This is a genomic window from Plantactinospora sonchi, assembly GCF_036422035.1.
Taxonomy (GTDB): domain Bacteria; phylum Actinomycetota; class Actinomycetes; order Mycobacteriales; family Micromonosporaceae; genus Plantactinospora; species Plantactinospora sonchi.
Map to the genome: position 1 here is coordinate 78,557 of NZ_JAZGQK010000028.1, position 19,473 is coordinate 98,029.

The following is a 19,473-nucleotide window of genomic DNA, read 5'->3' on the forward strand; positions in this document are numbered from 1 at the left end:
TCTTCGTCCCGTACCAACCGGTTTCCGGTTGCCTGGTCGTACACCCCTTTCCGCCGTCGTCGGGGCGGGCTCCGCCGCTCCGGCAGGCATGCGACGGGAAAAGCCGGGCAGAAGGGGAGTGGGCCCGTGTCGACGGTGGCGGTCGTGCCGGTAGGCGGCGGAGGAGGACGGCATGCGGGACGTGGAACTCTCCGGCGAGGGTCGGCGGGTCGTGGTGGTGGTCCTCGACCAGGGCGACGAGGCGGTCGCCGCGGTCAACGAGGTGGCCCGGCGTCGGGGGATCCTCGCCGCCCAGGTCACCGCGGTCGGCGGCTTCAGTACCGCCGAGGTCGGCTACTTCGACTGGCGGATCCGCGACTACCAGCGGATCCCGGTGCCGGAACAGGTCGAGGTCCTCGCGCTGACCGGGGACATCGCCGAGTTCCGGGGCGAACCCGCGCTGCACGTGCACGCGGTGCTCGGCAGGCGGGACGGCAGTACCGTCGGCGGCCACCTGCTCCGCGCGGAGGTGTGGCCGACCCTCGAGGTGATCGTCACCGAGGTCGCCGCGAGCCTGGCCAAGCGGGTCGACCCCGAGACCGGCCTGGCCCTGCTGTCCGGCGCGGCCCGGAGCCGAACCGGCCGGTGAACCCGGGTGGCGTGCCTGACGGGATGTTCCGCGAACCCGGGTGGCGTGCCTGACGGGACGTTCGGGCGAACCCGGGTGGCGTGCCGAACCGGGCGGTGGTGGGCCGGACGGCCCGGCGCAGCCCCCGGGGACGACCGGGCGCGGTGCGGGCGGCTGCTCGGCGACGGCGGGGTTCCCCACGGTCGCCGTGGTCATCGGGAACCTGATACACCGGCCCTGGATCCACAGCCATTGTCGTTGCACGATGGATTGCCGGCAGAGAGCGACGCCGGCTCGGCGACGACGAGGGGGCGCCAGGTGCGCGACGGTCAGACGAACGACCACGGCCCGCGGCAGGTCCGGGACGACCGCGGTTCCGGTGTGGAGATTGGAGCCGGCGCGGGTGCCGTCTCCCGGCGGCGGATGCTCGGGGTGGGAGCCGCGGCCGCCGGAGGATCGCTGCTGCTCGGCGCGGCATCGGCGGTGCCGGCCCAGGCGGCGCCGAAGGGCAGCCCACGGGTGGTGCGGGCCCGGGCACTGGCACCCGGGGACCGGATCCGGGTGGTGTCGCCGGGGGGTACCCCGAACCCGACGACGATGGCCCGGGGAATCGAGATCCTGCGCGGCTGGGGTCTGGAGGTGGAGCTCGGCGCGCACGTCTACGCCCGGTACGGCTACCTGGCCGGCACCGACGACGAGCGGCTGGCCGACCTCGACGCGGCGCTGAACGATCCGGGGATCCGGGGTGTCTTCGCCGCCCGCGGCGGGTACGGCACGCAGCGCGTCGTCGACCGGATCGACCTTTCCGGCCTGCGCCGCGACCCTCGGGTGGTGGTCGGGTTCAGCGACATCACCAGCCTGCAGGGCCGGCTGTGGCGGGAGGTCGGGCTGGTCACCTTCTACGGCCCGATGGTGAACTGGAGCGACAGCCGTACCGGTCCGGAGTCGGTGGAGTCGTTGCGGCGGGCGGTGATGACCACCGAGCCGGTGGTGATCACCCGGGACCCGGCCGAGACCGCCGCTCCCGTGCTGGTGCCGGGCCGGGCGACCGGGCGACTGCTCGGCGGTTGCCTGACGATGCTCTCCACCTCGCTGGGCGCGGCTGACGTGCCGAGGTTCGACGGCGCGCTGCTGTTCTTCGAGGACGTGGACGAGCCGCCGTACAGCCTCGACCGGATGCTCACCGAACTGCGCCGGACGGGTGCGCTGCACCGGATCGCCGGGGTGGTGATCGGCCAGATCACCAACAGCGTCGGCGCACCCGACCAGTGGGACGCGGTCGCGGTGCTGCGGGACCGTCTCGGCGACCTCGGGGTACCGGTGCTGGGCGGGCTTCGCCTCGGCCACGGTCCCGGGCAGCTCACCGTGCCGCTCGGGGCGCGGGCCACCATCGACGCCGAGGCCGGGACGCTGACCGTGGAGCCGGGGGTGCGCTGACGGCCGTCGTCCCGCCTGTCGCTCCGGGCCACCGTGCGGCCGACGGTCGGTCGGGGTGGCCGCGCCCGGTGGGGTGCGGCCACCCGGGGGAGTCGACCTACCGGCGGTCCGGGTGGGCGGTCAGATATCCGCCCATGCTGCGGAAGTAGTCGGTCGCGGCGTGGTCCCGGCCGTCGTCGGTGCGTACCCGGGTGATCGCCAGGCCGTGGTTGCGCCCGCGCTGCGCGTCGGGCCCGGCGACGATGACCACGCCGTCGCCCTCCCGGTAGAAGATCCGGCCGGGCGTGCCGCCGTAGCGGCCCTCGGAGACCCGGGCGCCCAGGATCCGCAGGCGTTCGCCGTCGTGGTGGGTGAAGGCGTTCGGGTACGGGTCGGACTGTGCCCGGACCAGCCGTTCGATCTCGTCGGCGGGGCGGGTCCAGTCGATCCGGCTGTCCTCGACCGACCGCTTGTGGAAGAAGCTCGCCTTCGACCGGTCCTGCCTGACCCAGTCGGTACGACCGCTGGCGATCAGGGCCAGCGCGTCGACGGTGATCGGGCCGAAGAGCTCCAGGGTCCGGTGGAACAGGTCGGTGGCGGTGTCGGTCGGCCCGACCGGGACGGCCCGCTGCAGCACGATGTCACCCGCGTCGAGGGTCTCGTCCATCATGTGGGCGGTCACCCCGACCTCCGACTCGCCGTTGATCAGTGCCCAGATCAGCGGGGCGAAGCCGGCGTACGCCGGCAGCAGCGAGTCGTGCACGTTGAGGGTGCCGCGCGGCGGAAGGTTGAAGATCTCCGGCGGGATCCAGGTCCGCCAGTTGGTGGCGACGATGATCTCGGGTTGCGCCGCGCGGAGCCGGTCCAGCAGCTCGGCGTCACCGGGACGTTGCCGGACCAGCACCGGTACGTCGTGTTTCTCGGCCAGTTCGGCGACGGAGTCGTCCCAGATCTTCTCGTAGGCGTGCTCGCTCTTCGGATGGGTGACGACCAGGCTGACCTCGTGCTCGGAGTCGAGCAGCGCCTGCAGCGTCCGGTGCCCCCAGGTCTGGTAACCGAACATGACAACCCGCATCGGCGGTCTCCTCCTTGAACGTTCCCGAGCTCGGCCGACCCGGAGTGAATGCCGGATGGTCCATATTGTTCTCGGCCAGGGCGTAGGTTAGCCTAACCTAAATCTTGCGGACGGTCGACCGCCTGGCCGGCCGCACCGGTTCCCGACGGCCCGGCGCGACCACGCCGTCCGGAACGCCCGGCAGAGGAGATGGGACAGGCATGTCACAAACCGATCGCAGCACCGACAACCCGGTGCACGACCTGCTCGGCATCGGCTTCGGTCCGTCGAACCTCGCCCTGGCCATCGCTGTCCGGGAGGCGCACGCCGCCCCGACCGCCGTCGCCGGTGCGGCCCCCGCCCGGGTCGACCGCGCGATCTTCCTGGAACGTCAACCCCGGTTCGGCTGGCACCGGGGGATGCTGCTGGACGACGCCACCATGCAGGTGTCGTTCCTCAAGGACCTGGTGACCCTGCGGAACCCGGCCAGCGGGTTCAGCTTCCTCTGCTACCTGCAGAGCCGGGGGCGCCTGATCGACTTCATCAACCACAAGAACCTCTTCCCGTCCCGGGTCGAGTTCCACGACTACCTGGAGTGGGCGGCGGGGCAGGTCGACGACATGGTCCGGTACGGGCACGAGGTGACCGACGTCCGCCCGGTCCGGGTCGACGGCACCGTGGACCACTTCGAGGTGCTGGCCCGAACCGGCCCCTGCGCGGCCGACCCGGTCCTTTTCCGGGCCCGGAACCTGGTGCTCGGCACCGGCCTGCGGCCGTACCTGCCGGAGGGCATCACCCTGGACACCCGGATCTGGCACAACCGCGACCTGCTGCCGAACCTGAGGAGACTGGTGCCGACGGCACCGACCCGGTTCGTCGTGGTCGGCGCCGGGCAGAGCGCCGCCGAGACCGTCGAGCACCTGCACTCGACCTACCCCCAGGCCGAGATCTGCGCGGTCTTCGCCCGGTACGGCTACAGCCCGGCCGACGACAGCTCGTTCGCCAACCGGATCTTCGACCCGGCGGCGGTGGGGGAGTTCTTCACCGCGCCGCCGCCGGTCAAGGAGATGATGCTCGGCTACCACGCCAACACCAACTACTCCGTGGTCGACCAGGAACTCATCAACGAGCTGTACCGGCGGGCCTACCAGGAGAAGGTACGCGGCATCGAACGGCTGCGGATCCTCAACCTCTCCCGGGTCACCGAGACCGTACGCACCCCGGACGGGGTACGGACCGTGGTGGAGTCACTGGTGACCAACGAGAAGACCGTGCTCGACGCCGACGTGGTGGTCTTCGCCACCGGATACCGGCCGGCCGACCCGTTCGCGCTGCTCGGCGAGGCGGCGTCGCTCTGCCTCCGGGACGAGGCCGGGCGCGCCCAGGTCGACCGGGACTACCGGGTACGCACCCGGCCGGAGGTGCGGGGCGGCATCTACCTGCAGGGCGGCACCGAGCACAGCCACGGCATCTCCTCCTCGCTGCTCTCCAACACCGCCATCCGGGCCGCCGAGATCCTCGCCTCGATCGCCGGACACCCCGCCGCCGACCCGCACCGTCCGCTCGACGACCGCCAGCCCGAGTACGCCGGCGTCGGCTGCGCCACCTGAGCCCGGTACCGGTCGACGTCCGGCGGTCGGATGCTGTTCGTCGGCCGGTAGCCTGCCCCGCCCGGGGTTTTCACCCGCCCCGGACACGATGCCCGCATGCAGGGCTCTGTTCCGCGGGCCAGGCTGCGGTGGCTGGGTCTGGTCGGCGCCGCCGCGATGGCCGCCAGCGCCTACCTCGCCGGTACGCCGTCACCGCACGGGCCGGCATGGGTCGTCGGTGTGGCACTCTGGGTGGCCGGCGCCGGCGGGCTGCTGGCCGTCTGGTGGCGGCTCCGGACAGTCGCCGACCTCCGCTGGCTGTTGCTCACCGGGGCACTCTGGGCCCTTCCGCTGCTGCTGGCGCCGCCGCTCGGCAGCCACGACAGCTACGCGTACGCCTGCCAGGGGGAACTCGTCACGGCCGGGCTCGATCCGTACCGGAACGGGGCGGCCGCGCTGCCCTGCAGGTGGCTGGAACACGTGGCGCCGAGCTGGCGGGACACTCCCACCCCGTACGGTCCGCTCTGGCTGTTCGTCGAACGGATCGCCACCTCCGCCGGTCTCCTCGGCTCCGCCGGGCTGCCGGTCACCGTGACGGTCCTGCGGCTGGTCGCGATCGGCGGCACCCTGCTCGCCGTCGTCGCCGGCATCCGGCTGGCCCGCCGGTGCGGGGGAGACCCGGCCCGGGTGGCCTGGCTCGCCGCGACCAGTCCGTTGACCCTGGTACACGTCGTCTCCGGCGCGCACAACGACGCGCTGCTGGCCGGTCTCGTCGTCGCCGGGCTGGCGGTGGCCGCCACCGACCGGGTTGACGTGCCGACCCGGTTGGCACTCGCCGGCGCCGCCTTCGGCGCGGCCGCCTCGGTCAAGGCGACCGCGCTCGTGGTCGTACCGTTCGCGGTCGCCGTCGTACCGTGGGCCCGGACCGGCCGGCGTCAGGTCACCGCCGTCCTGATCCTGCTCGCCGCGACCGGCGGGACCTTCGGGCTGCTCGCCGTGCTGACCGGGCACGGGCTCGGGTTCCTGCACGGCTGGTCGGCGACCGCCGGCAGCGTCCAGTGGTCGTCCGTGCCGACCGGGGTCGGCATGGCGGTCGGCTACGGCCTCAGGGCGGTCGGTCGACCCGAGCTCTTCGCCGGCGCTGTCACCGTCACCCGGGCGGCCGGGTTGGTCGCCCTCGCAGTCATCCTGGTGCTGCTGCTCCGCCGGGCGGTACGCGGCGGAACGGGCGCGGCGGTCCCCGCCGCCGGGCTGGCGCTGCTGGCCACCGCCGTGCTCGGCCCGGTCTTCTACGCCTGGTACGCGCTCGCCGGAGTCGCCGTCCTGGCGACGGCACCGAAGCGGCCAGGCCGGCTCGGCGACCTGCTGGACGCCGGCTCCGCCGGACTGGTCCTGCTCACCCTGCCGAACAGTCTCGGGCTGGTGACGAAGACGAAGGTCGCCGGTGCGCTACTGGACGTGTGCCTGGTGCTCTGGGCGCTGGCGTCGCGGCTGCGCCCGACCCGCCCACCGGCCTGGCGGCGGACCGCCGGACGACCCCGGCTGCCGCTGCTGCGGCTGCGGGACTCGGGTGCGGCGGGCCGCCCCGGTTGAGCCGGTACGACACGGTGGACCGATGCTGGTTGACGGGGTGGGCCGGGGCGTCCGACTGGTGGGCGCGATGCTGGCCGCTGGTCGGTGTGCTCGCCGGCTGTCCGGGGACGGGCCACAGCGCAGCGCGCCGAACCGCCGTGTAACGACCCCGGTCCACGCCGACGCGGTGGAGCCGCCCGAGCGTGGAGCCGGCGCAGGGGTCTCTCGGGGCTACCGGGCCAGGTGACTCCGTAACGTCTCGGCCAGCGGCTCGCGGCGTACGCAGGCGTCGAAGGCGAACGATCCGGCCAGCGTCTCCGCCTCCTCCGGGGTGACGCCCTCGAAGGCACGGCCGAAGTCCTTCACCAGCGGCTCGGCCAGCAGGATGTTGCGGACCAGCAGGTTCACCCAGGCCTTCCGGCCCCACGGGTACGGGTTGAAGTCCGGGAACTCCTCGTCGAACAGCGCCTCGATCGGGTCCAGGATGTGCCGCACCTCCCGGTCGACCCCGCCCCAGGAGTCCGCGCCGAGTCGCTGCTTCTTCGCCAGCACCGGGGCGATCCGCCGCAGGTACGGGCTGTCCGGGTCGGCGTACACCAGGCCCTGCAGTCCGACGTCCTTGTACGTCCAGAGCGCCCAGCTCGCCCCGTGCTCGGCGTAGATCTCCAACTGGTCGCGGAGCAGTCGGTACCGCTGGGCGTCCCGTTCCGGCTCCCCGGTGTAGACCGGACCGAACTCGCCGATCCAGATCGGGGTGCCGGTACGCCGCATGAACTCGGTACGTCGCAGGAACGACCGCTCCACCACCGAGCGGTCGAAGTACTCGCCCCGGGTCGTCCCCGGGTACTCGCTGCCGGCGGCGATGCCGGGCAGCGCGTAGTCGTGTGCGGTGTAGACGGTGTTCTCGTACGGTTCGGTGAACATCGAGAAGTCGGTGGAGTAGCGGTTGCCGTCCAGGAAGAGCACGTGTCGGGGGTCAACCGCCCGGATGGCCCGCTCCAACCGGTCGTAGAACGGCCCGATGACCTCGCCGGACGCGTCGGCCGGTTCGTTGACCGGGTTGTATCCGGCGACCGCCGGATTGTCCCGGTAGCGGTCGGCGAGCGCCTCCCACAGGTGCACGACGCGGTCCTGGAAGTGCCGGTGGGTCCAGAAGTGCGCCCAGTGTGTCGGGTTGTCACTGTGCCAGTTCTGGTTCTGGTGTCCGGGCACCGCGTGCAGGTCGAGGATGGTGTGCAGGCCGGCGGCGGCGCACAGTTCGACGACCCGGTCGAGCCACCGGAACCCCTCCTCCTTCAATTCGAACGGCCGGTCGTCGTCCTCGAAGTGCCGGTAGTTGAACGGCACGCGGACCGAGTTCAGGCCGAGGGAGGCGAGGTAGCCGGCGTCCGACCCGCTGAAGAAGTCGGTCAGGAACCGTGTGAAGAACCGCTGGTAGCCCTCGTCACCGAGGGCCGTGCGCAGCGCCTGCCGCTGCTGCGATTCGGTGCCCGGGTAGCCGGTGATGAAGTTTTCCATGTTCAGCCAGCCGCCGAGTCCGACGCCGGCGAGCGTCACGGTCCGGCCGGTGTCGTCGACGAGCCGGTCGCCCTCGACCCTGATCCAGTCCACCGGTTCTCCTAGTTTCTCGTCGGGGCGGGTCCGGTGCTCTCGCGTACCAGCAGCCGGGGTTGGAAGCGCACGTTGTGTCCGGCGGGACCGCCGTTGAGCAGCGCCCACAGCCGTTCCCAGGCCTGGCGGCCCAGTTCGTTGCGGGGGATCGAGGCGGTGGTCAGCGGCGGGTTGGTGTAGCGGGCGAACGGGATGTCGTCGAAGCCGGTGACGGAGATGTCCCGGGGTACGGCGAGTCCCAGCTCGTGCAACCCGCTCAACGCCCCGAAGGCCACCATGTCGTTGAACGCCACCACGGCGGTGGCGCCGGTGTCGACCACCGCCCGGGCGGCCGCGTGCCCGTCGTCGAAGGTGGAGCCACAGTCCAGTTCGGACAGGACGCAGTCGGTGTCGGTGGCGCATGATGCCCGCAGTGCCGCGCGCCGGTCCCGGTCCGAGGTGCTGGCCACCGGTCCGGCCAGGTACGTCAGGTGCCGGTGGCCGAGTCCGCGCAGGTGTCCGACGATCGCGTTGATCCCGGCGGCGTAGTCGACCGACAGGGACGGCACGCTGGTGCCCGGCAGTTCCCGGTTGAGCAGCACCAGCGGGGCGAGGCGTTCGCTGAGCGCGTGGAGTTCCGCCTCGGGGACCCGGGACGAGGCGAGGACCAGGCCGTCCGAGCGGCGTCGGGCCTCGACCGCCAGGATCGCCTCCTCGGCGACGTTCTCGTTGGACTCGGCGACCAGCAGGCGGTGACCGTACGTCCCGGCCGCCTGACTGAGGCCGCGGAGCACGTCCTGGAACATCGGGTTGGCCAGATCCGGCACGATCAGCGACACGGTGCTGGTCCGGCCGAGGGCGAGGCTGCGGGCGACCGGGCTGGGCTGGTAGTTCATCGCCTCCGCGGCCGCCCTGACCCGGGCGGCGAGTTCGGGGGCGACGGTGGGGCTTCCGTTCATCACCCGGGACACGGTCGCCCGGGACACCCCGGCCGCCTCGGCGACCCGGCCGATCGTCGCCGGGGCGCGGTCCGCGCCGGTGCGGCCCGGGCCGGACGTACGGGCCAACTGCCCGTCCGACCCGCTTCGACGTTTTCCGGTCAGGCTCATCTCGAATCTCCCATGCGCCGGCCGATCGCCTGCCACACGGTCAGCCGGGGACCTGGTGTGGGCGCGAGCGGGCCAGCACGCCGGGTTTCCGGCGCGACGGATCCGATGTCGGGTGGATGTCGCCGGCTTGGTGGTGGCCCGGGTGGTGGCCCTCCGGCGTCCTGCTGTACGCCGCGCGGTCACTGAAGATACCGGTTACCCGATCTTGACGGCAACCGGTTTCTTGGATCTTGTTTCCGGCTGGCGTCACTACGTTTTCACAGCTAGTTGACTTGTGGTCGAGTCGTTGACAGTTGATGTTGGCTTTGTTAGAAACTGGTTACTCAGCCCGGGTGTGGGCCCTGCGGGTACGACGCGCACGGTCGATCCTCCACTCGCGACAGATCCCGAAGGGTGCTCTGATGAGCGATCGCATGGGCACACGTCTCTCCGCGCCGGTGTCGGAACCCGCGCCCCGGCCGCCGACCCGGGCGCCCGGTGTGGTGAACCGGTTCCGCCAGTCCGACGGACAGCGGCGGGCCGGTCCCCGACGTCACGAGAACCGGGTGGCGTACGGCTTCCTCACGCCGTGGATCGTCGGCATGGTGGTCTTCACCATCGGCCCGATCCTGGCCTCGCTGTATCTCTCCTTCACCGACTACACGCTGCTCAGCCCGCCGCAGTGGCGAGGGTGGGAGAACTACCAGCGGATGCTGGAGGATCCCCGGCTGCACAAGTCACTGATCGTGACGTTCGAGTACGTCTTCATCTCGGTACCGCTGCAGTTGGCGCTCGCCCTCGGTCTGGCGCTGCTGCTCAACCGTGGTGTCCGGGGGCTGAGTTTCTACCGGTCGGTCTACTACCTGCCGTCGCTGCTGGCCGGAAGCGTCTCGATCGCGATCCTGTGGCGGCAGATCTTCGGCAGCGACGGCCTGGTCAACCAGTTGCTCGGCCTGGTCGGCATCGAGGGCACCAGCTGGGTGGCGCACCCGGACTTCGCCCTCGGCACCCTGGTGGTGCTGAACGCCTGGACCTTCGGCGCGCCGATGGTCATCTTCCTGGCCGGGCTGCGACAGATCCCGAGCATGTACTACGAGGCGGCGTCGGTCGACGGTGCCGGCACGCTGTCGCAGTTCTTCCGGATCACCATCCCGCTGCTGACGCCGATCATCTTCTTCAACATGATCCTGCAGATGATCGGTGCCTTCCAGAGCTTCACCCAGGCCTTTGTGGTCAGCGGCGGCTCCGGCGGGCCGGCCGATTCCACCCTGCTGTACACGCTCTACCTGTACGACCGGGGTTTCGGCTCCTTCGAGATGGGCTACGCCTCGGCGATGGCCTGGATCCTGCTGGTCATCATCGCCGTGCTGACCGGTCTCAACTTCCTCTTCGCGAAGCGATGGGTCTTCTATGGTGACTGACACGACGACCTCGACCGCCCCGCCGAGGGGCGGTGGCTCGGCGACCCGTCGGGTCTCGAAACACGCGCTGCTGATCATCTGCGGCGTGGTGATGATCTATCCGTTGCTCTGGATGCTCTCCAGTTCGTTCAAGCCGACGGACGTCATCTTCCGCGACCCGTCGCTGTGGCCCCGCGAGATCGACCTGACGAACTACACCAAGGGCTGGACCGCCCTGGGGCAGCCGTTCCAGCTCTACCTGTGGAACTCGGCGGTGATCGCGATCGCCTCGATCGTCGGCAACCTGCTCTCCTGCTCGCTCGCGGCGTACGCGTTCGCCCGGCTGGAGTTTCGGGGACGGAAGATCCTCTTCGCCGCCATGCTCGCCACGCTGATGCTGCCGATCCACGTGCTGATCGTTCCGCAGTACGTGCTCTTCTCGCAGCTCGACTGGATCAACACCACGTTGCCGCTGATCGTGCCGAAGTTCCTGGCGACCGACGCCTTCTTCATCTTCCTGATGGTGCAGTTCATCCGGGGTCTGCCCCGGGAACTGGACGAGGCGGCCCGGTTGGACGGCTGCGGACACCTGGGGATCTACTGGCGGATCATCATTCCGCTCTCCGTGCCGGCGCTGGCCACCTCGGCCCTGTTCACCTTCATCTGGACCTGGAACGACTTCTTCAGCCAGCTCATCTTCCTGACCAACCCCGACCTCTACACCGTCCCTGTCGCACTGCGGTCGTTCGTCGACGGCCAGGGCGAGAGTGCCTGGGGTCAACTCTTCGCCATGTCGGTCGTCGGGCTCGCGCCGATCTTCGGCTTCTTCCTCGCCGGCCAGCGTTACCTGACCCAGGGGTTGGCCACCACGGGCCTCAAGTGAACCGCCCGTTGGCCGTGACTGAACCGATTCAACCCACCGTCCCGAAGGAGTTCCGATGAGTGCCAGATCGTTCCGACACCGCCTCGCGGCGGTCTGCGTTTCGGCCGTGACACTGTTTGCCACCGCCGCCTGTGGCGACTCGGGCGGAGACGGCGGCCCGGTCGAGTTGCGCTTCTCCTGGTGGGGAAACAACGACCGCGCGGCGACCACCCAGAAGGTCATCGACGCGTTCCAGGCGCAGAACCCGGACATCAAGGTCACCGGATCGTCGGCGGACTTCAACGCGTACTTCGACAAGCTCGCCACCGAGGTCGCCGCCGGTGACGCACCGGACGTGATCACCCTCGGTGGTGCCTACCCCCGGGAGTACGGCGGCCGGGGTGCCCTGCTCGACCTGGCCAGGGTCAGCAACGAACTGAAGACCGACAAGATCGACCCTGCGGCGCTGGGCAACGGGAACTTCGACAACAAGCAGTTCGGGGTACCGACCGGCGTCAACAGCTTCGCGGTGGTGGTCAACCCGGAGGTGTTCCAGGCCGCCGGGGTGCCGTTGCCGGACGACAGCACCTGGACCTGGGCCGACTTCACCCGGATCGCCAACGAGATCGCGACGAAGGCGCCGGAGGGCACCTACGGTGTCGCCGACCCGACCAGGCCCGACACCCTCGACCTCTACTCCCGGCAGCGCGGCGAGGGCCTCTACACGCCGGACGGCGGCGTCGCGATCACCAAGCAGACCCTGGTCGACTGGTGGACGATGACCACCGCACTGCGCGACTCCGGAGCCGCTCCGTCAGCCTCGCTCACCGCCGAACTGGAGGGCCAGCCGGCGCCGGAACAGACGCTGATGGGCCGCGGCCTGGCCGCGATGCAGTTCGACTGGAGCAACCAGCTCGGCGCGCTGCGCAAGGCATCCGGCAAGCCGTTGGAGCTGCTCCGGGCACCGGGGGAGAGCGCCGGACGCCCCGGCATGTGGCTGCAGGCCTCGCAGATCTACACCATCAACGCCCGGAGCGAGCACCCGAAGGAGGCGGCGAAGTTCGTCGACTTCCTGATCAACAGCCCGGAGGCCGGAAAGCTCATCCGGACCGACCGGGGCATCCCGGCCAACCACGACGTGCTCGCCGCCGTCACCCCGGAACTCGACCCGGACCAGGCCGTCCAGGCGAAGTTCATCGAGAAGATCGGCCCGCTGGCCGGCCCGCCGCTGGTGATCGGTCCGACCGGCTCCACCGACACCCTCGGCATCCTGCAGCGGCTCAACGCCGAGGTGCTGTTCAACCGGCAGCCGGTGGACAAGGCGGCGGACGAGTTCATCAAGCAGGTCGCGGCGGCGATCCGCAAGTGAGCGACACCGGGAAAGGGTCCGGAATCGACCGCCGCGCGCTGGTCGACCGGCACGCGGTCGAGGTGACCGACATCCTGCCGTCCTCCCCGCTGTCGGTGGGCAACGGCGAGCTCTGCTACACCGTCGACGTCACCGGGTTGCAGACCCTTCCGGACCTCTACCCGGTGCGCGGTCACGGCGACGGCGCGTCCGGCACGCTGCTCGCCACCCAGTCCCAGTGGGGTTGGCACAGCGTGCCGGGCGCCCGCCCGTACGACCTCGCGGAAACCGTCCGTGAGTACCAGACCCCGCGCGGACCGGTGCCGTACGTCGACATGCGGGGTGAGGTCACCGGCACCGGTGAGGCACCCGAGTCGGCCGCCGAGTCCTGGCTGCGCAACAACCCGCACCGGCTCGACCTGGGCCGGATCGGGCTGGTGCTCACCGGCCGGGCCGCCGGCGGGACGGGCCCGGCCGGCGACGCGACCCGCGTGACCGGGACGGCCGACGGCACCACCCCAGCCGGGGCGGTGCGTGCCCCGGAGCCGGCCGAGCTGACCGACCTCCACCAGCGGCTGGACCTCTGGACCGGGACCGTCACCAGTCGGTTCCGGCTGGCCGGCACACCGGTCCGGGTCGAGACGGTCTGCCACCCGGACCGGGACGTCCTCGCGGTGCGGATCGAGTCCGGACTGCTCGCCGACGGCCTCGCGGTCCGGATCGCCTTTCCGTACGGCGCCGAGGCGTGGAACAACGCCGCGGACTGGTCCCGGCCCGAGGCGCACACGTCCACCCCGCACCCCACCGCCCGTGGGCACCTGGTGCGCCGGGTGCTCGACGACACGACGTACGAGGTGGGGGTCGAGGCTCCGGACGCCCGGTTCGTCCGCGGTGGACCGCACGAGTTCCTGGTCACGACCCGGCGCAACACCCTGGAACTGGTCGTCGGCTTCGCTGCCGTCGGTGGTCCGGCCGGGACGGCGACGGACCCGGAGGCCCGGTCGACAGATCCCACCGACCTGCCGTCCCGGGACGCGGTGGCCGCCGCGTCCCGGCGGCACTGGCCCGCCTTCTGGTCACGGGGCGGCGCCGTCGAGCTGGCGGCCAGCCACGACGAGCGCGCCCCCGAACTGGAGCGGCGGGTCGTGCTCTCCCAGTACCTCACCGCAGTGCACTGCGCCGGATCCCTGCCGCCGCAGGAGACCGGCCTGATGGTCAACAGCTGGCGCGGCCGGTTCCACCTGGAGATGCACTGGTGGCACGGTGCGCACTTTCCGCTCTGGGGTCGGGCCGACCTGCTGGAACGCAGCCTCGGCTGGTACGCCCGGATCCTGCCCCGGGCCCGGGAGACCGCACGGAGCCAGGGCTGTGTCGGGGCCCGTTGGCCGAAGCAGGTCGGTCCCGACGGCCGGGAGAGTCCCAGTCCGATCGGCACCTTCCTGATCTGGCAGCAGCCGCATCCGATCTTCCTCGCCGAACTGGTCCGCCGGAGCACGGAGGACTCCGCCGACGTGCTCCGGCGCTACGCCGACGTGGTGCTGGAGTCGGCGGCGTTCATGGCCGACCACCCGTTCCGGGGCGAGGGCGGATACCAGCTCGGGCCGCCCCTGGTCCCGGCCCAGGAGTCGTACGCCCCGGTGCGGGCGACGGCCACCAACCCGACGTTCGAGTTGGCGTACTGGGCGTGGGGGCTGCGGATCGCACAGCGCTGGCGCCGACTGCTCGGCCTGCCACCCGAGCCGTCCTGGGAGAAGGTGGCCGCCAACCTGGTCCGCCCGCACGTCCGGGACGGGATCTACACCGCGATCGACGTGCCGCCGTACACCATCCGGGACGACCACCCGTCGATGCTCTACGCGCTCGGCGTGGTACCCCCCACCGAACTGGTCGACCCGGAGATCATGCGGGCCACCCTGCACGACGTGCTGGCGAACTGGAACTGGGAGTCCACCTGGGGCTGGGACTATCCGGCCATCGCGATGACCGCGACCCGGCTCGGCGAGCCGGCCACCGCGCTGGACGCCCTGCTGCTCCCGACGGAGAAGAACGGCTACCTGCCCAACGGGCACAACCGGCAGACCGACCTGCTGCCGATCTACCTGCCCGGCAACGGCGGTCTGCTCGCCGCGCTCGCGTTGATGGCCCGGGGCGCCGACGCCGACGCGGGACGGCCCACGCCGGGCTTCCCCGACGACGGCAGCTGGACGGTCCGCCACGAGGGACTGAACCCGATGCCGTGACCGGACCGGCCACGCCGTACGGCTGGACGGTCCGGCGGGTCGCCGCCGGACCGTCGCGTGCGGTGGTGTGCCCGGGGTCAGCCGCGCCAACGGACGTGGACCGAGGTGGCGGCCTTCACCCCGTTGGCCTCGGTGACCTGGTGGGCGAACCGGTCGGTCTGCCGCTGGCCCGGGAAGTTCGGGGCGTACCGCACCCTGCACAGCGCCGTTGGGCTGCTCCGGCCGTCACCGCTGGCTCCCGGACGGACCTCTCGCGGTGCTGTCAGCCCGGCGTGGACGGGTGGTGGCGGCTGGCCGGGATGACCAGAGGAGTGCCGGTCAGCGGGTCCACCGTCACCGCGCAGCGTACGTCGAACACCTCCTCGACGAGATCGGTGGTGACCACGTCCGCCGGGGCGCCCTGGGCGACGATCCGGCCGGCCTTCATCGCGATCACGTGGTCGGCGTACCGGCACGCCTGGTTCAGGTCGTGCAGCACCATCACCACGGTCCGGCCGTCCCGCCGGTTCAGGTCCACCACGAGATCCAGGACGTCGATCTGGTGTGACAGGTCGAGGAAGGTGGTCGGCTCGTCCAGCAACAGCACCGGGGTCTGCTGGGCGACCGCCATCGCGATCCAGGCACGCTGCCGCTGTCCGCCGGAGAGTTCGTCGACCGGGCGGTCGGCCAGGTCGGTGACGCCGGTGGCGGCCAGCGCCTCGGTCACCGCCGCCTCGTCCGCCGTGGACCACTGGCGCCACCAGGTCTGGTGTGGCGACCGGCCGCGACCCACCAGGTCCAGTACGGTCAGCCCGTCCGGGGCGACCGGCGCCTGCGGCAGGATGCCCACCTGCCGGGCGACCTGTCGGGTGGGCAGGGAATGGATCGCCCGTCCGTCGAGCCGGACGCTGCCGGCGCTCGGGCCGAGCAGTCGGGCCAGGGCCCGGAGCAGGGTGGACTTGCCGCAGGCGTTGGCGCCGACGATCACACTGATCTTCCCCGGCGGCACCACCAGGTCGAGGTCGTCGACGACCACCCGTTCGCCGTACGCCAGGCGCAGGCCCTCCGCCCGCAGTTCGGGCTGCGGTACGGCCGGGCCGGACGACGGCGGCGCGGCGGGCGTGGGCGGAGCCGTTGTGGTCGTCGGCGACGCTGGGGCGGCCGGGAGGATCCCGGTCGCGATCAGGGGCGGATGAAGGGTCACGTCAACCTCCAGAACCGGCACGGTTGGTCCGGACGAGCAGCCAGAGCAGGAACGCGGCGCCGAGCGCCCCGGTGACCACCCCGACCGGCAGGTCCACGTCCGGGATGAGCCAGCGCGCCACCAGGTCGCTGGCCGACACCATCAGGGCACCGGTCAGCGCGCTGGCGACCACCGGGGGCGCGGACAGTCCGGCGAGCCGTTGGGCGATCTGCGGCGCGGCGAGGGCCACGAAGAGCACCGGACCGGTCGCGGCGGTGGCGAAGGCGACCAGCGCGACGCCGACCACCACGAGGCAGAGCCGGGCCAACTGGACCGGGGTGCCGAGGCCCCGGGCGACCTCGTCGCCGAGGTGCAGGGTCCGGGTCCACCGGCCGAGCAGGATCGTCGCCGGGAGCAGCACGACCACTGCGGCGGTCAGCGGACGTACGCTCTCCCAGCCCCGGCCGTTGAGGTTGCCGACCAGCCAGCCGACCGCGTTCTGCGCCTCGCTCAGCTGGGCCCGGGTCAGCAGGTAGTCGGTCGCACTGGCGCACATCCAGGAGACCGCGATGCCGACCAGGACGATCCGGTACCCGGTCGCGCCGCCCCGCCAGGCGAGCAGGTAGATGAGCGCGGCGGTGACCAGCCCGCCGACCAGGCCGAGCGGGGGCAGGGCCAGTCCGCCGCCGCCCACCACGATTCCGGCCACCACCGCGGTGGTGGCACCGGCGTTGATGCCGATCATGTCGGGGCTGGCCAGCGGGTTCCGGGTGATGGTCTGGAAGATCGCGCCGGAGACCGCGAACGCCGCACCGGCCAGGACGGCCGTCAGTGCCCGGGGCAGCCGTAGCTCCTGGACGATGAAGACCTGGCCGGCGTCTCCGGCGCCGAACAGCGCCGGCACGACCCGCAGCGGACTGACCGGGTAGTCGCCGGTGGCGATGCCGACACAGAAGACCACGAAGAGCAGTGCGGTGATGCCGACACAGCAGAGCACCAGCCGGGGCCGGAGTACACCGGACACCGCCGGTCGGGCCAGCCGGAACGTGGCCCGCCCGGTGGTCCGGGACAGTTCGAGGTGGCTCATCCGGCTCACAGCTCCGCCAGCCGGCGGCGGCGGACCAGCGCGATGAAGAACGGCCCGCCGATGAACGCGGCGATGATGCCCACGCCGACCTCGCTCGGCCGGGCAACCACCCGGCCGATCACGTCGGCCAGCAGCAGCAGGCTCGGCGCCAGCACCATGGTGAACGGCAGCAGCCACCGGTGGTCGGGACCGGTGATCAGGCGGGCCACGTGTGGGACGACCAGCCCGACGAAGACGATCGGGCCGGCGACCGCGACCGCCGCGCCGGCCAGCAGGGTGACCGCCAGGGTGCCCTGCAGGCGGACCAGCCGGACCCGTCGGCCCAGCGCGGCCGCGACGTCGTCGCCGAGTGCGAGGCTGTTCAGCGCGGGGGCGGTGGCCAGGGCCAGTACCGTCCCGACGGCGAGGAACGGCAGCACCTGGAGCACTGTGGCGCCGTCCGGTCCGGCCAGCGAACCGGCCGCCCAGAACCGGTAACGGTTGAGGGCCTCGGGGTCGCGCAGCACCACAGCGTTGGTCACCGAGTTGAGCAGGAAGGTGACCGCCACCCCGGCCAGCGCGACCTTGACCGGGGTGGAACCGCCCCGGCCGAGACCACCCAGCAGGTAGACCACGAGGCTGGCGATCAGCGCGCCGACGAAGGCGAACCAGATGTAGCCGTAGATGGCGGCGATGCCGAAGCCGCCCACGGCGACGACGATGCCGAGAGCGGCACCGGCGCTCACCCCGAGCAGGCCCGGGTCGGCGAGCGGGTTACGGGTCAGCCCCTGCATCAGCGCCCCGGAGAGGCCGAGTGCCGCGCCGACCAGCAGCCCGAGCAGGGTACGGGGCAGTCGTACGCCCCAGACGATCGCCTCGACCTGCGGATCGATGTCGGGGGCACCCCGGTCGACCAGTGCCCGGACCACGTCGTCGAGTGGGATGGACCGGCTGCCGACCGCGATGGAGACCAGCGACAGGACGACCAGGACGGCCGTGGCGACCAGCAGCATGCCCAGCGGGCCGGTCCGTCGGCCGGTCGGGGGCGGGGCGAGGCCGGCCGGCGCTGCCTGGTCAGTTGTCACGCGGTCCTCACGCTTTCTCAGGGGTACGGACCGACCGGAGGGGCGATCTTCTTAGGATAGGTATACCTTAGTTCGCGCCTCGGGCGGGTCTCGGTGTGGTGAATCCCGGACCGGTTGAGGTTAGGTAAGGATTACCTTACTATCACCCCCAGCGGGCTCGGCGACCCTGGTCGGCCCCGTCCGTCGGGTCGACGTCGACCCGGCATGTCCACCGACGTCTTCCGCACCGGTCCCGACGACCGCGCCGTGGTCGCCGGCGGCACCGGTCGTCGCGCGCCGGCACACCTGGCCCGGTCGCACCGGCCACCGGTCCCGGACGTCCGCCAGTCGACACCCCCGAAGAGGAGCCGATGTCCAGCACACCTGCCCGTACGATCCGCCGCCGTTCGGTCGGCCGGTTGGCCGCGGCCCTGGTTGTCCTCGCGCTCGGCCTCGCCGGCTGCGGCGGCGACACCGGCGGCGACGACCCCGGGCCAGCCGCGACCTCCGGCGCCTTCCCGGTGAAGGTGGAGCACAAGTACGGCAGCACCGAGATCTCCCGCCAGCCGACCCGGGTGGTGACGCTCGGGCTCAGCGACCAGGATCCGGTGCTCGCCCTCGGGACCGTGCCGGTCGGTGCCATCGACTGGTTCCTGGAACGGCCGTACGGGAAGTGGCCGTGGGCGCAGCAGCTGTGGGGTGGCACCCCGCCCGAGATCGTCGGTGAGCGGGACGACTACAACCTGGAGAAGATCGCCGCTCTGCGACCGGACCTGATCATCGGTCTCTACTCCGGAATGACCCAGCAGCAGTACCAGCAGCTGTCCCAGATCGCGCCCACGGTGGCGCAGCCGAAGGGCCACGCCGACTACGCCGCGCCGTGGCAGGAGATGACCCGGCAGGCCGGCCGGGCGCTCGGCCGGCCGGAACGGGCCGAGCAGCTGATCGCGGAGGTCGACGCGCGGTTCGCCAAGGCCCGGCAGGACCATCCCGAACTGGCCGGCCGCAGCGTCGCGGTGGTCGAGCCGTACGAGCCGGGCAAGTACGCGGTCTTCGCGCCGAGTGACCCGAAGGTGGTCTTCATGACCCAGCTCGGCTTCACCGTGCCGCCGACCATCGTCGAGGCCGCCGGGGACGAGTACGCCGCCGAGATCGGCTCCGAGCGGCTCGACCTGGTCGACGTCGACCGGCTGTTCTTCCTCACCGCGGACGCCTCCGCCGAGCCCCGGGTCAAGGCCGACAAGGTGTACGCCACCCTCGACGTCGCCAAGCAGAACCGGGCGGTCTTCCTGCCGTACGACAATCCGCCGCTCGGTGCCGCGCTCTCGTTCAGCACCGTACTGAGCGTCCCGTACGCGCTGGAGCAGATCCTGCCGCTGCTCGGCACCGCCTGAGTCGGTGGGCGGGTCGCCTGC

The 19,473-nt window shown here is 71.6% G+C and carries 15 protein-coding genes; 9 read left to right on the forward strand and 6 right to left on the reverse strand.

All coding sequences use genetic code 11. From position 1 onward, the window contains the following. Positions 1-172 precede the first annotated feature (172 nt). Together V1633_RS28845 and V1633_RS28850 are read left to right on the forward strand one after the other, a co-directional pair. Positions 173-628, forward strand: a complete 456-nt coding sequence (locus V1633_RS28845) for a PPC domain-containing DNA-binding protein (RefSeq protein WP_331217434.1) — start codon at positions 173-175, stop codon at positions 626-628. 360 nt (positions 629-988) lie between these two features. Continuing rightward, the gene (locus tag V1633_RS28850; RefSeq protein ID WP_331217435.1) at positions 989-2,044 is read left to right on the forward strand and encodes a S66 peptidase family protein; all 1,056 of its coding nucleotides are present in this window, start codon (positions 989-991) and stop codon (positions 2,042-2,044) included. Positions 2,045-2,141: 97 nt separating this feature from the next. On the opposite strand, the gene V1633_RS28855 is transcribed toward V1633_RS28850, so the two are convergent. Continuing rightward, a complete protein-coding gene (locus V1633_RS28855) occupies positions 2,142-3,098 on the reverse strand; it encodes a methionyl-tRNA formyltransferase (protein ID WP_331217436.1) in 957 nt (318 codons plus the stop codon). Between the two features lie 200 nt (positions 3,099-3,298). On the opposite strand from V1633_RS28855, the gene V1633_RS28860 reads away from it, so the two are divergent. After that, positions 3,299-4,687: a lysine N(6)-hydroxylase/L-ornithine N(5)-oxygenase family protein gene (locus tag V1633_RS28860; RefSeq protein WP_331217437.1), complete on the forward strand. Its 1,389-nt coding sequence runs from the start codon at positions 3,299-3,301 to the stop codon at positions 4,685-4,687. 96 nt (positions 4,688-4,783) lie between these two features. Then, on the forward strand, positions 4,784-6,259 hold the full coding sequence (gene mptB / locus V1633_RS28865; protein ID WP_331217439.1) for a polyprenol phosphomannose-dependent alpha 1,6 mannosyltransferase MptB: 1,476 nt from the start codon (positions 4,784-4,786) through the stop codon (positions 6,257-6,259). Positions 6,260-6,469: 210 nt separating this feature from the next. Here mptB and V1633_RS28870 read toward each other — a convergent pair whose 3' ends face one another. Continuing rightward, positions 6,470-7,849: a glycoside hydrolase family 5 protein gene (locus tag V1633_RS28870; protein WP_331217440.1), complete on the reverse strand. Its 1,380-nt coding sequence runs from the start codon at positions 7,847-7,849 to the stop codon at positions 6,470-6,472. Positions 7,850-7,857: 8 nt separating this feature from the next. Then, complete coding sequence (locus V1633_RS28875; protein WP_331217441.1) at positions 7,858-8,937, reverse strand: LacI family DNA-binding transcriptional regulator; 1,080 nt, start codon at positions 8,935-8,937, stop codon at positions 7,858-7,860. A 401-nt stretch (positions 8,938-9,338) separates the two neighbouring features. Here V1633_RS28875 and V1633_RS28880 point away from each other — a divergent pair, with 401 nt between their 5' ends. From V1633_RS28880 to V1633_RS28895, 4 genes are read left to right on the forward strand one after another with little or no spacing between them, the layout of a single operon-like run. Further along, positions 9,339-10,337, forward strand: coding sequence for a carbohydrate ABC transporter permease (locus V1633_RS28880; protein WP_331217442.1), 999 nt, complete (start codon positions 9,339-9,341; stop codon positions 10,335-10,337). Beyond that, a complete protein-coding gene (locus V1633_RS28885; protein WP_407952124.1) occupies positions 10,327-11,199 on the forward strand; it encodes a carbohydrate ABC transporter permease in 873 nt (290 codons plus the stop codon). Before V1633_RS28880 ends, V1633_RS28885 begins: the two co-directional genes overlap by 11 nt. A gap of 55 nt (positions 11,200-11,254) precedes the next feature. Next, the gene (locus tag V1633_RS28890) at positions 11,255-12,547 is read left to right on the forward strand and encodes an ABC transporter substrate-binding protein (RefSeq protein ID WP_331217444.1); all 1,293 of its coding nucleotides are present in this window, start codon (positions 11,255-11,257) and stop codon (positions 12,545-12,547) included. Further along, the gene (locus V1633_RS28895; RefSeq protein ID WP_331217445.1) at positions 12,544-14,766 is read left to right on the forward strand and encodes a hypothetical protein; all 2,223 of its coding nucleotides are present in this window, start codon (positions 12,544-12,546) and stop codon (positions 14,764-14,766) included. The genes V1633_RS28890 and V1633_RS28895 overlap by 4 nt, the downstream gene beginning before the upstream one ends. 262 nt (positions 14,767-15,028) lie before the next feature. On the opposite strand, the gene V1633_RS28900 is transcribed toward V1633_RS28895, so the two are convergent. The 3 genes from V1633_RS28900 to V1633_RS28910 all read right to left on the reverse strand — a co-directional run bounded on the left by V1633_RS28900 (position 15,029) and on the right by V1633_RS28910 (position 18,079). Continuing rightward, positions 15,029-15,820 (reverse strand): ABC transporter ATP-binding protein, encoded by a 792-nt coding sequence (locus tag V1633_RS28900; RefSeq protein ID WP_331217456.1) that lies wholly within the window; start codon positions 15,818-15,820, stop codon positions 15,029-15,031. 130 nt (positions 15,821-15,950) lie between these two features. Then, on the reverse strand, positions 15,951-17,015 hold the full coding sequence (locus V1633_RS28905; RefSeq protein WP_331217446.1) for a FecCD family ABC transporter permease: 1,065 nt from the start codon (positions 17,013-17,015) through the stop codon (positions 15,951-15,953). 5 nt (positions 17,016-17,020) lie between these two features. Continuing rightward, a complete protein-coding gene (locus V1633_RS28910) occupies positions 17,021-18,079 on the reverse strand; it encodes a FecCD family ABC transporter permease (protein ID WP_331217447.1) in 1,059 nt (352 codons plus the stop codon). A gap of 350 nt (positions 18,080-18,429) precedes the next feature. On the opposite strand from V1633_RS28910, the gene V1633_RS28915 reads away from it, so the two are divergent. After that, positions 18,430-19,452 carry an iron-siderophore ABC transporter substrate-binding protein gene (locus V1633_RS28915; RefSeq protein WP_331217448.1) on the forward strand — a complete coding sequence of 341 codons (1,023 nt, stop codon included), beginning with the start codon at positions 18,430-18,432 and terminating at the stop codon, positions 19,450-19,452. The last annotated feature ends 21 nt before the right edge of the window (positions 19,453-19,473 follow it).

Bases quoted from the DNA above. Each gene is read 5' to 3' on its own strand.
- V1633_RS28845 (WP_331217434.1), top strand. From the start codon at position 173: ATGCGGGACGTGGAACTCTCCGGCGAGGGTCGGCGGGTCGTGGTGGTG.
- V1633_RS28855 (WP_331217436.1), bottom strand. From the start codon at position 3,098: ATGCGGGTTGTCATGTTCGGTTACCAGACCTGGGGGCACCGGACGCTG.
- V1633_RS28860 (WP_331217437.1), top strand. From the start codon at position 3,299: ATGTCACAAACCGATCGCAGCACCGACAACCCGGTGCACGACCTGCTC.
- mptB (WP_331217439.1), top strand. From the start codon at position 4,784: ATGCAGGGCTCTGTTCCGCGGGCCAGGCTGCGGTGGCTGGGTCTGGTC.
- V1633_RS28875 (WP_331217441.1), bottom strand. From the start codon at position 8,937: ATGAGCCTGACCGGAAAACGTCGAAGCGGGTCGGACGGGCAGTTGGCC.
- V1633_RS28880 (WP_331217442.1), top strand. From the start codon at position 9,339: ATGAGCGATCGCATGGGCACACGTCTCTCCGCGCCGGTGTCGGAACCC.
- V1633_RS28885 (WP_407952124.1), top strand. From the start codon at position 10,327: ATGGTGACTGACACGACGACCTCGACCGCCCCGCCGAGGGGCGGTGGC.
- V1633_RS28890 (WP_331217444.1), top strand. From the start codon at position 11,255: ATGAGTGCCAGATCGTTCCGACACCGCCTCGCGGCGGTCTGCGTTTCG.
- V1633_RS28905 (WP_331217446.1), bottom strand. From the start codon at position 17,015: ATGAGCCACCTCGAACTGTCCCGGACCACCGGGCGGGCCACGTTCCGG.
- V1633_RS28915 (WP_331217448.1), top strand. From the start codon at position 18,430: ATGTCCAGCACACCTGCCCGTACGATCCGCCGCCGTTCGGTCGGCCGG.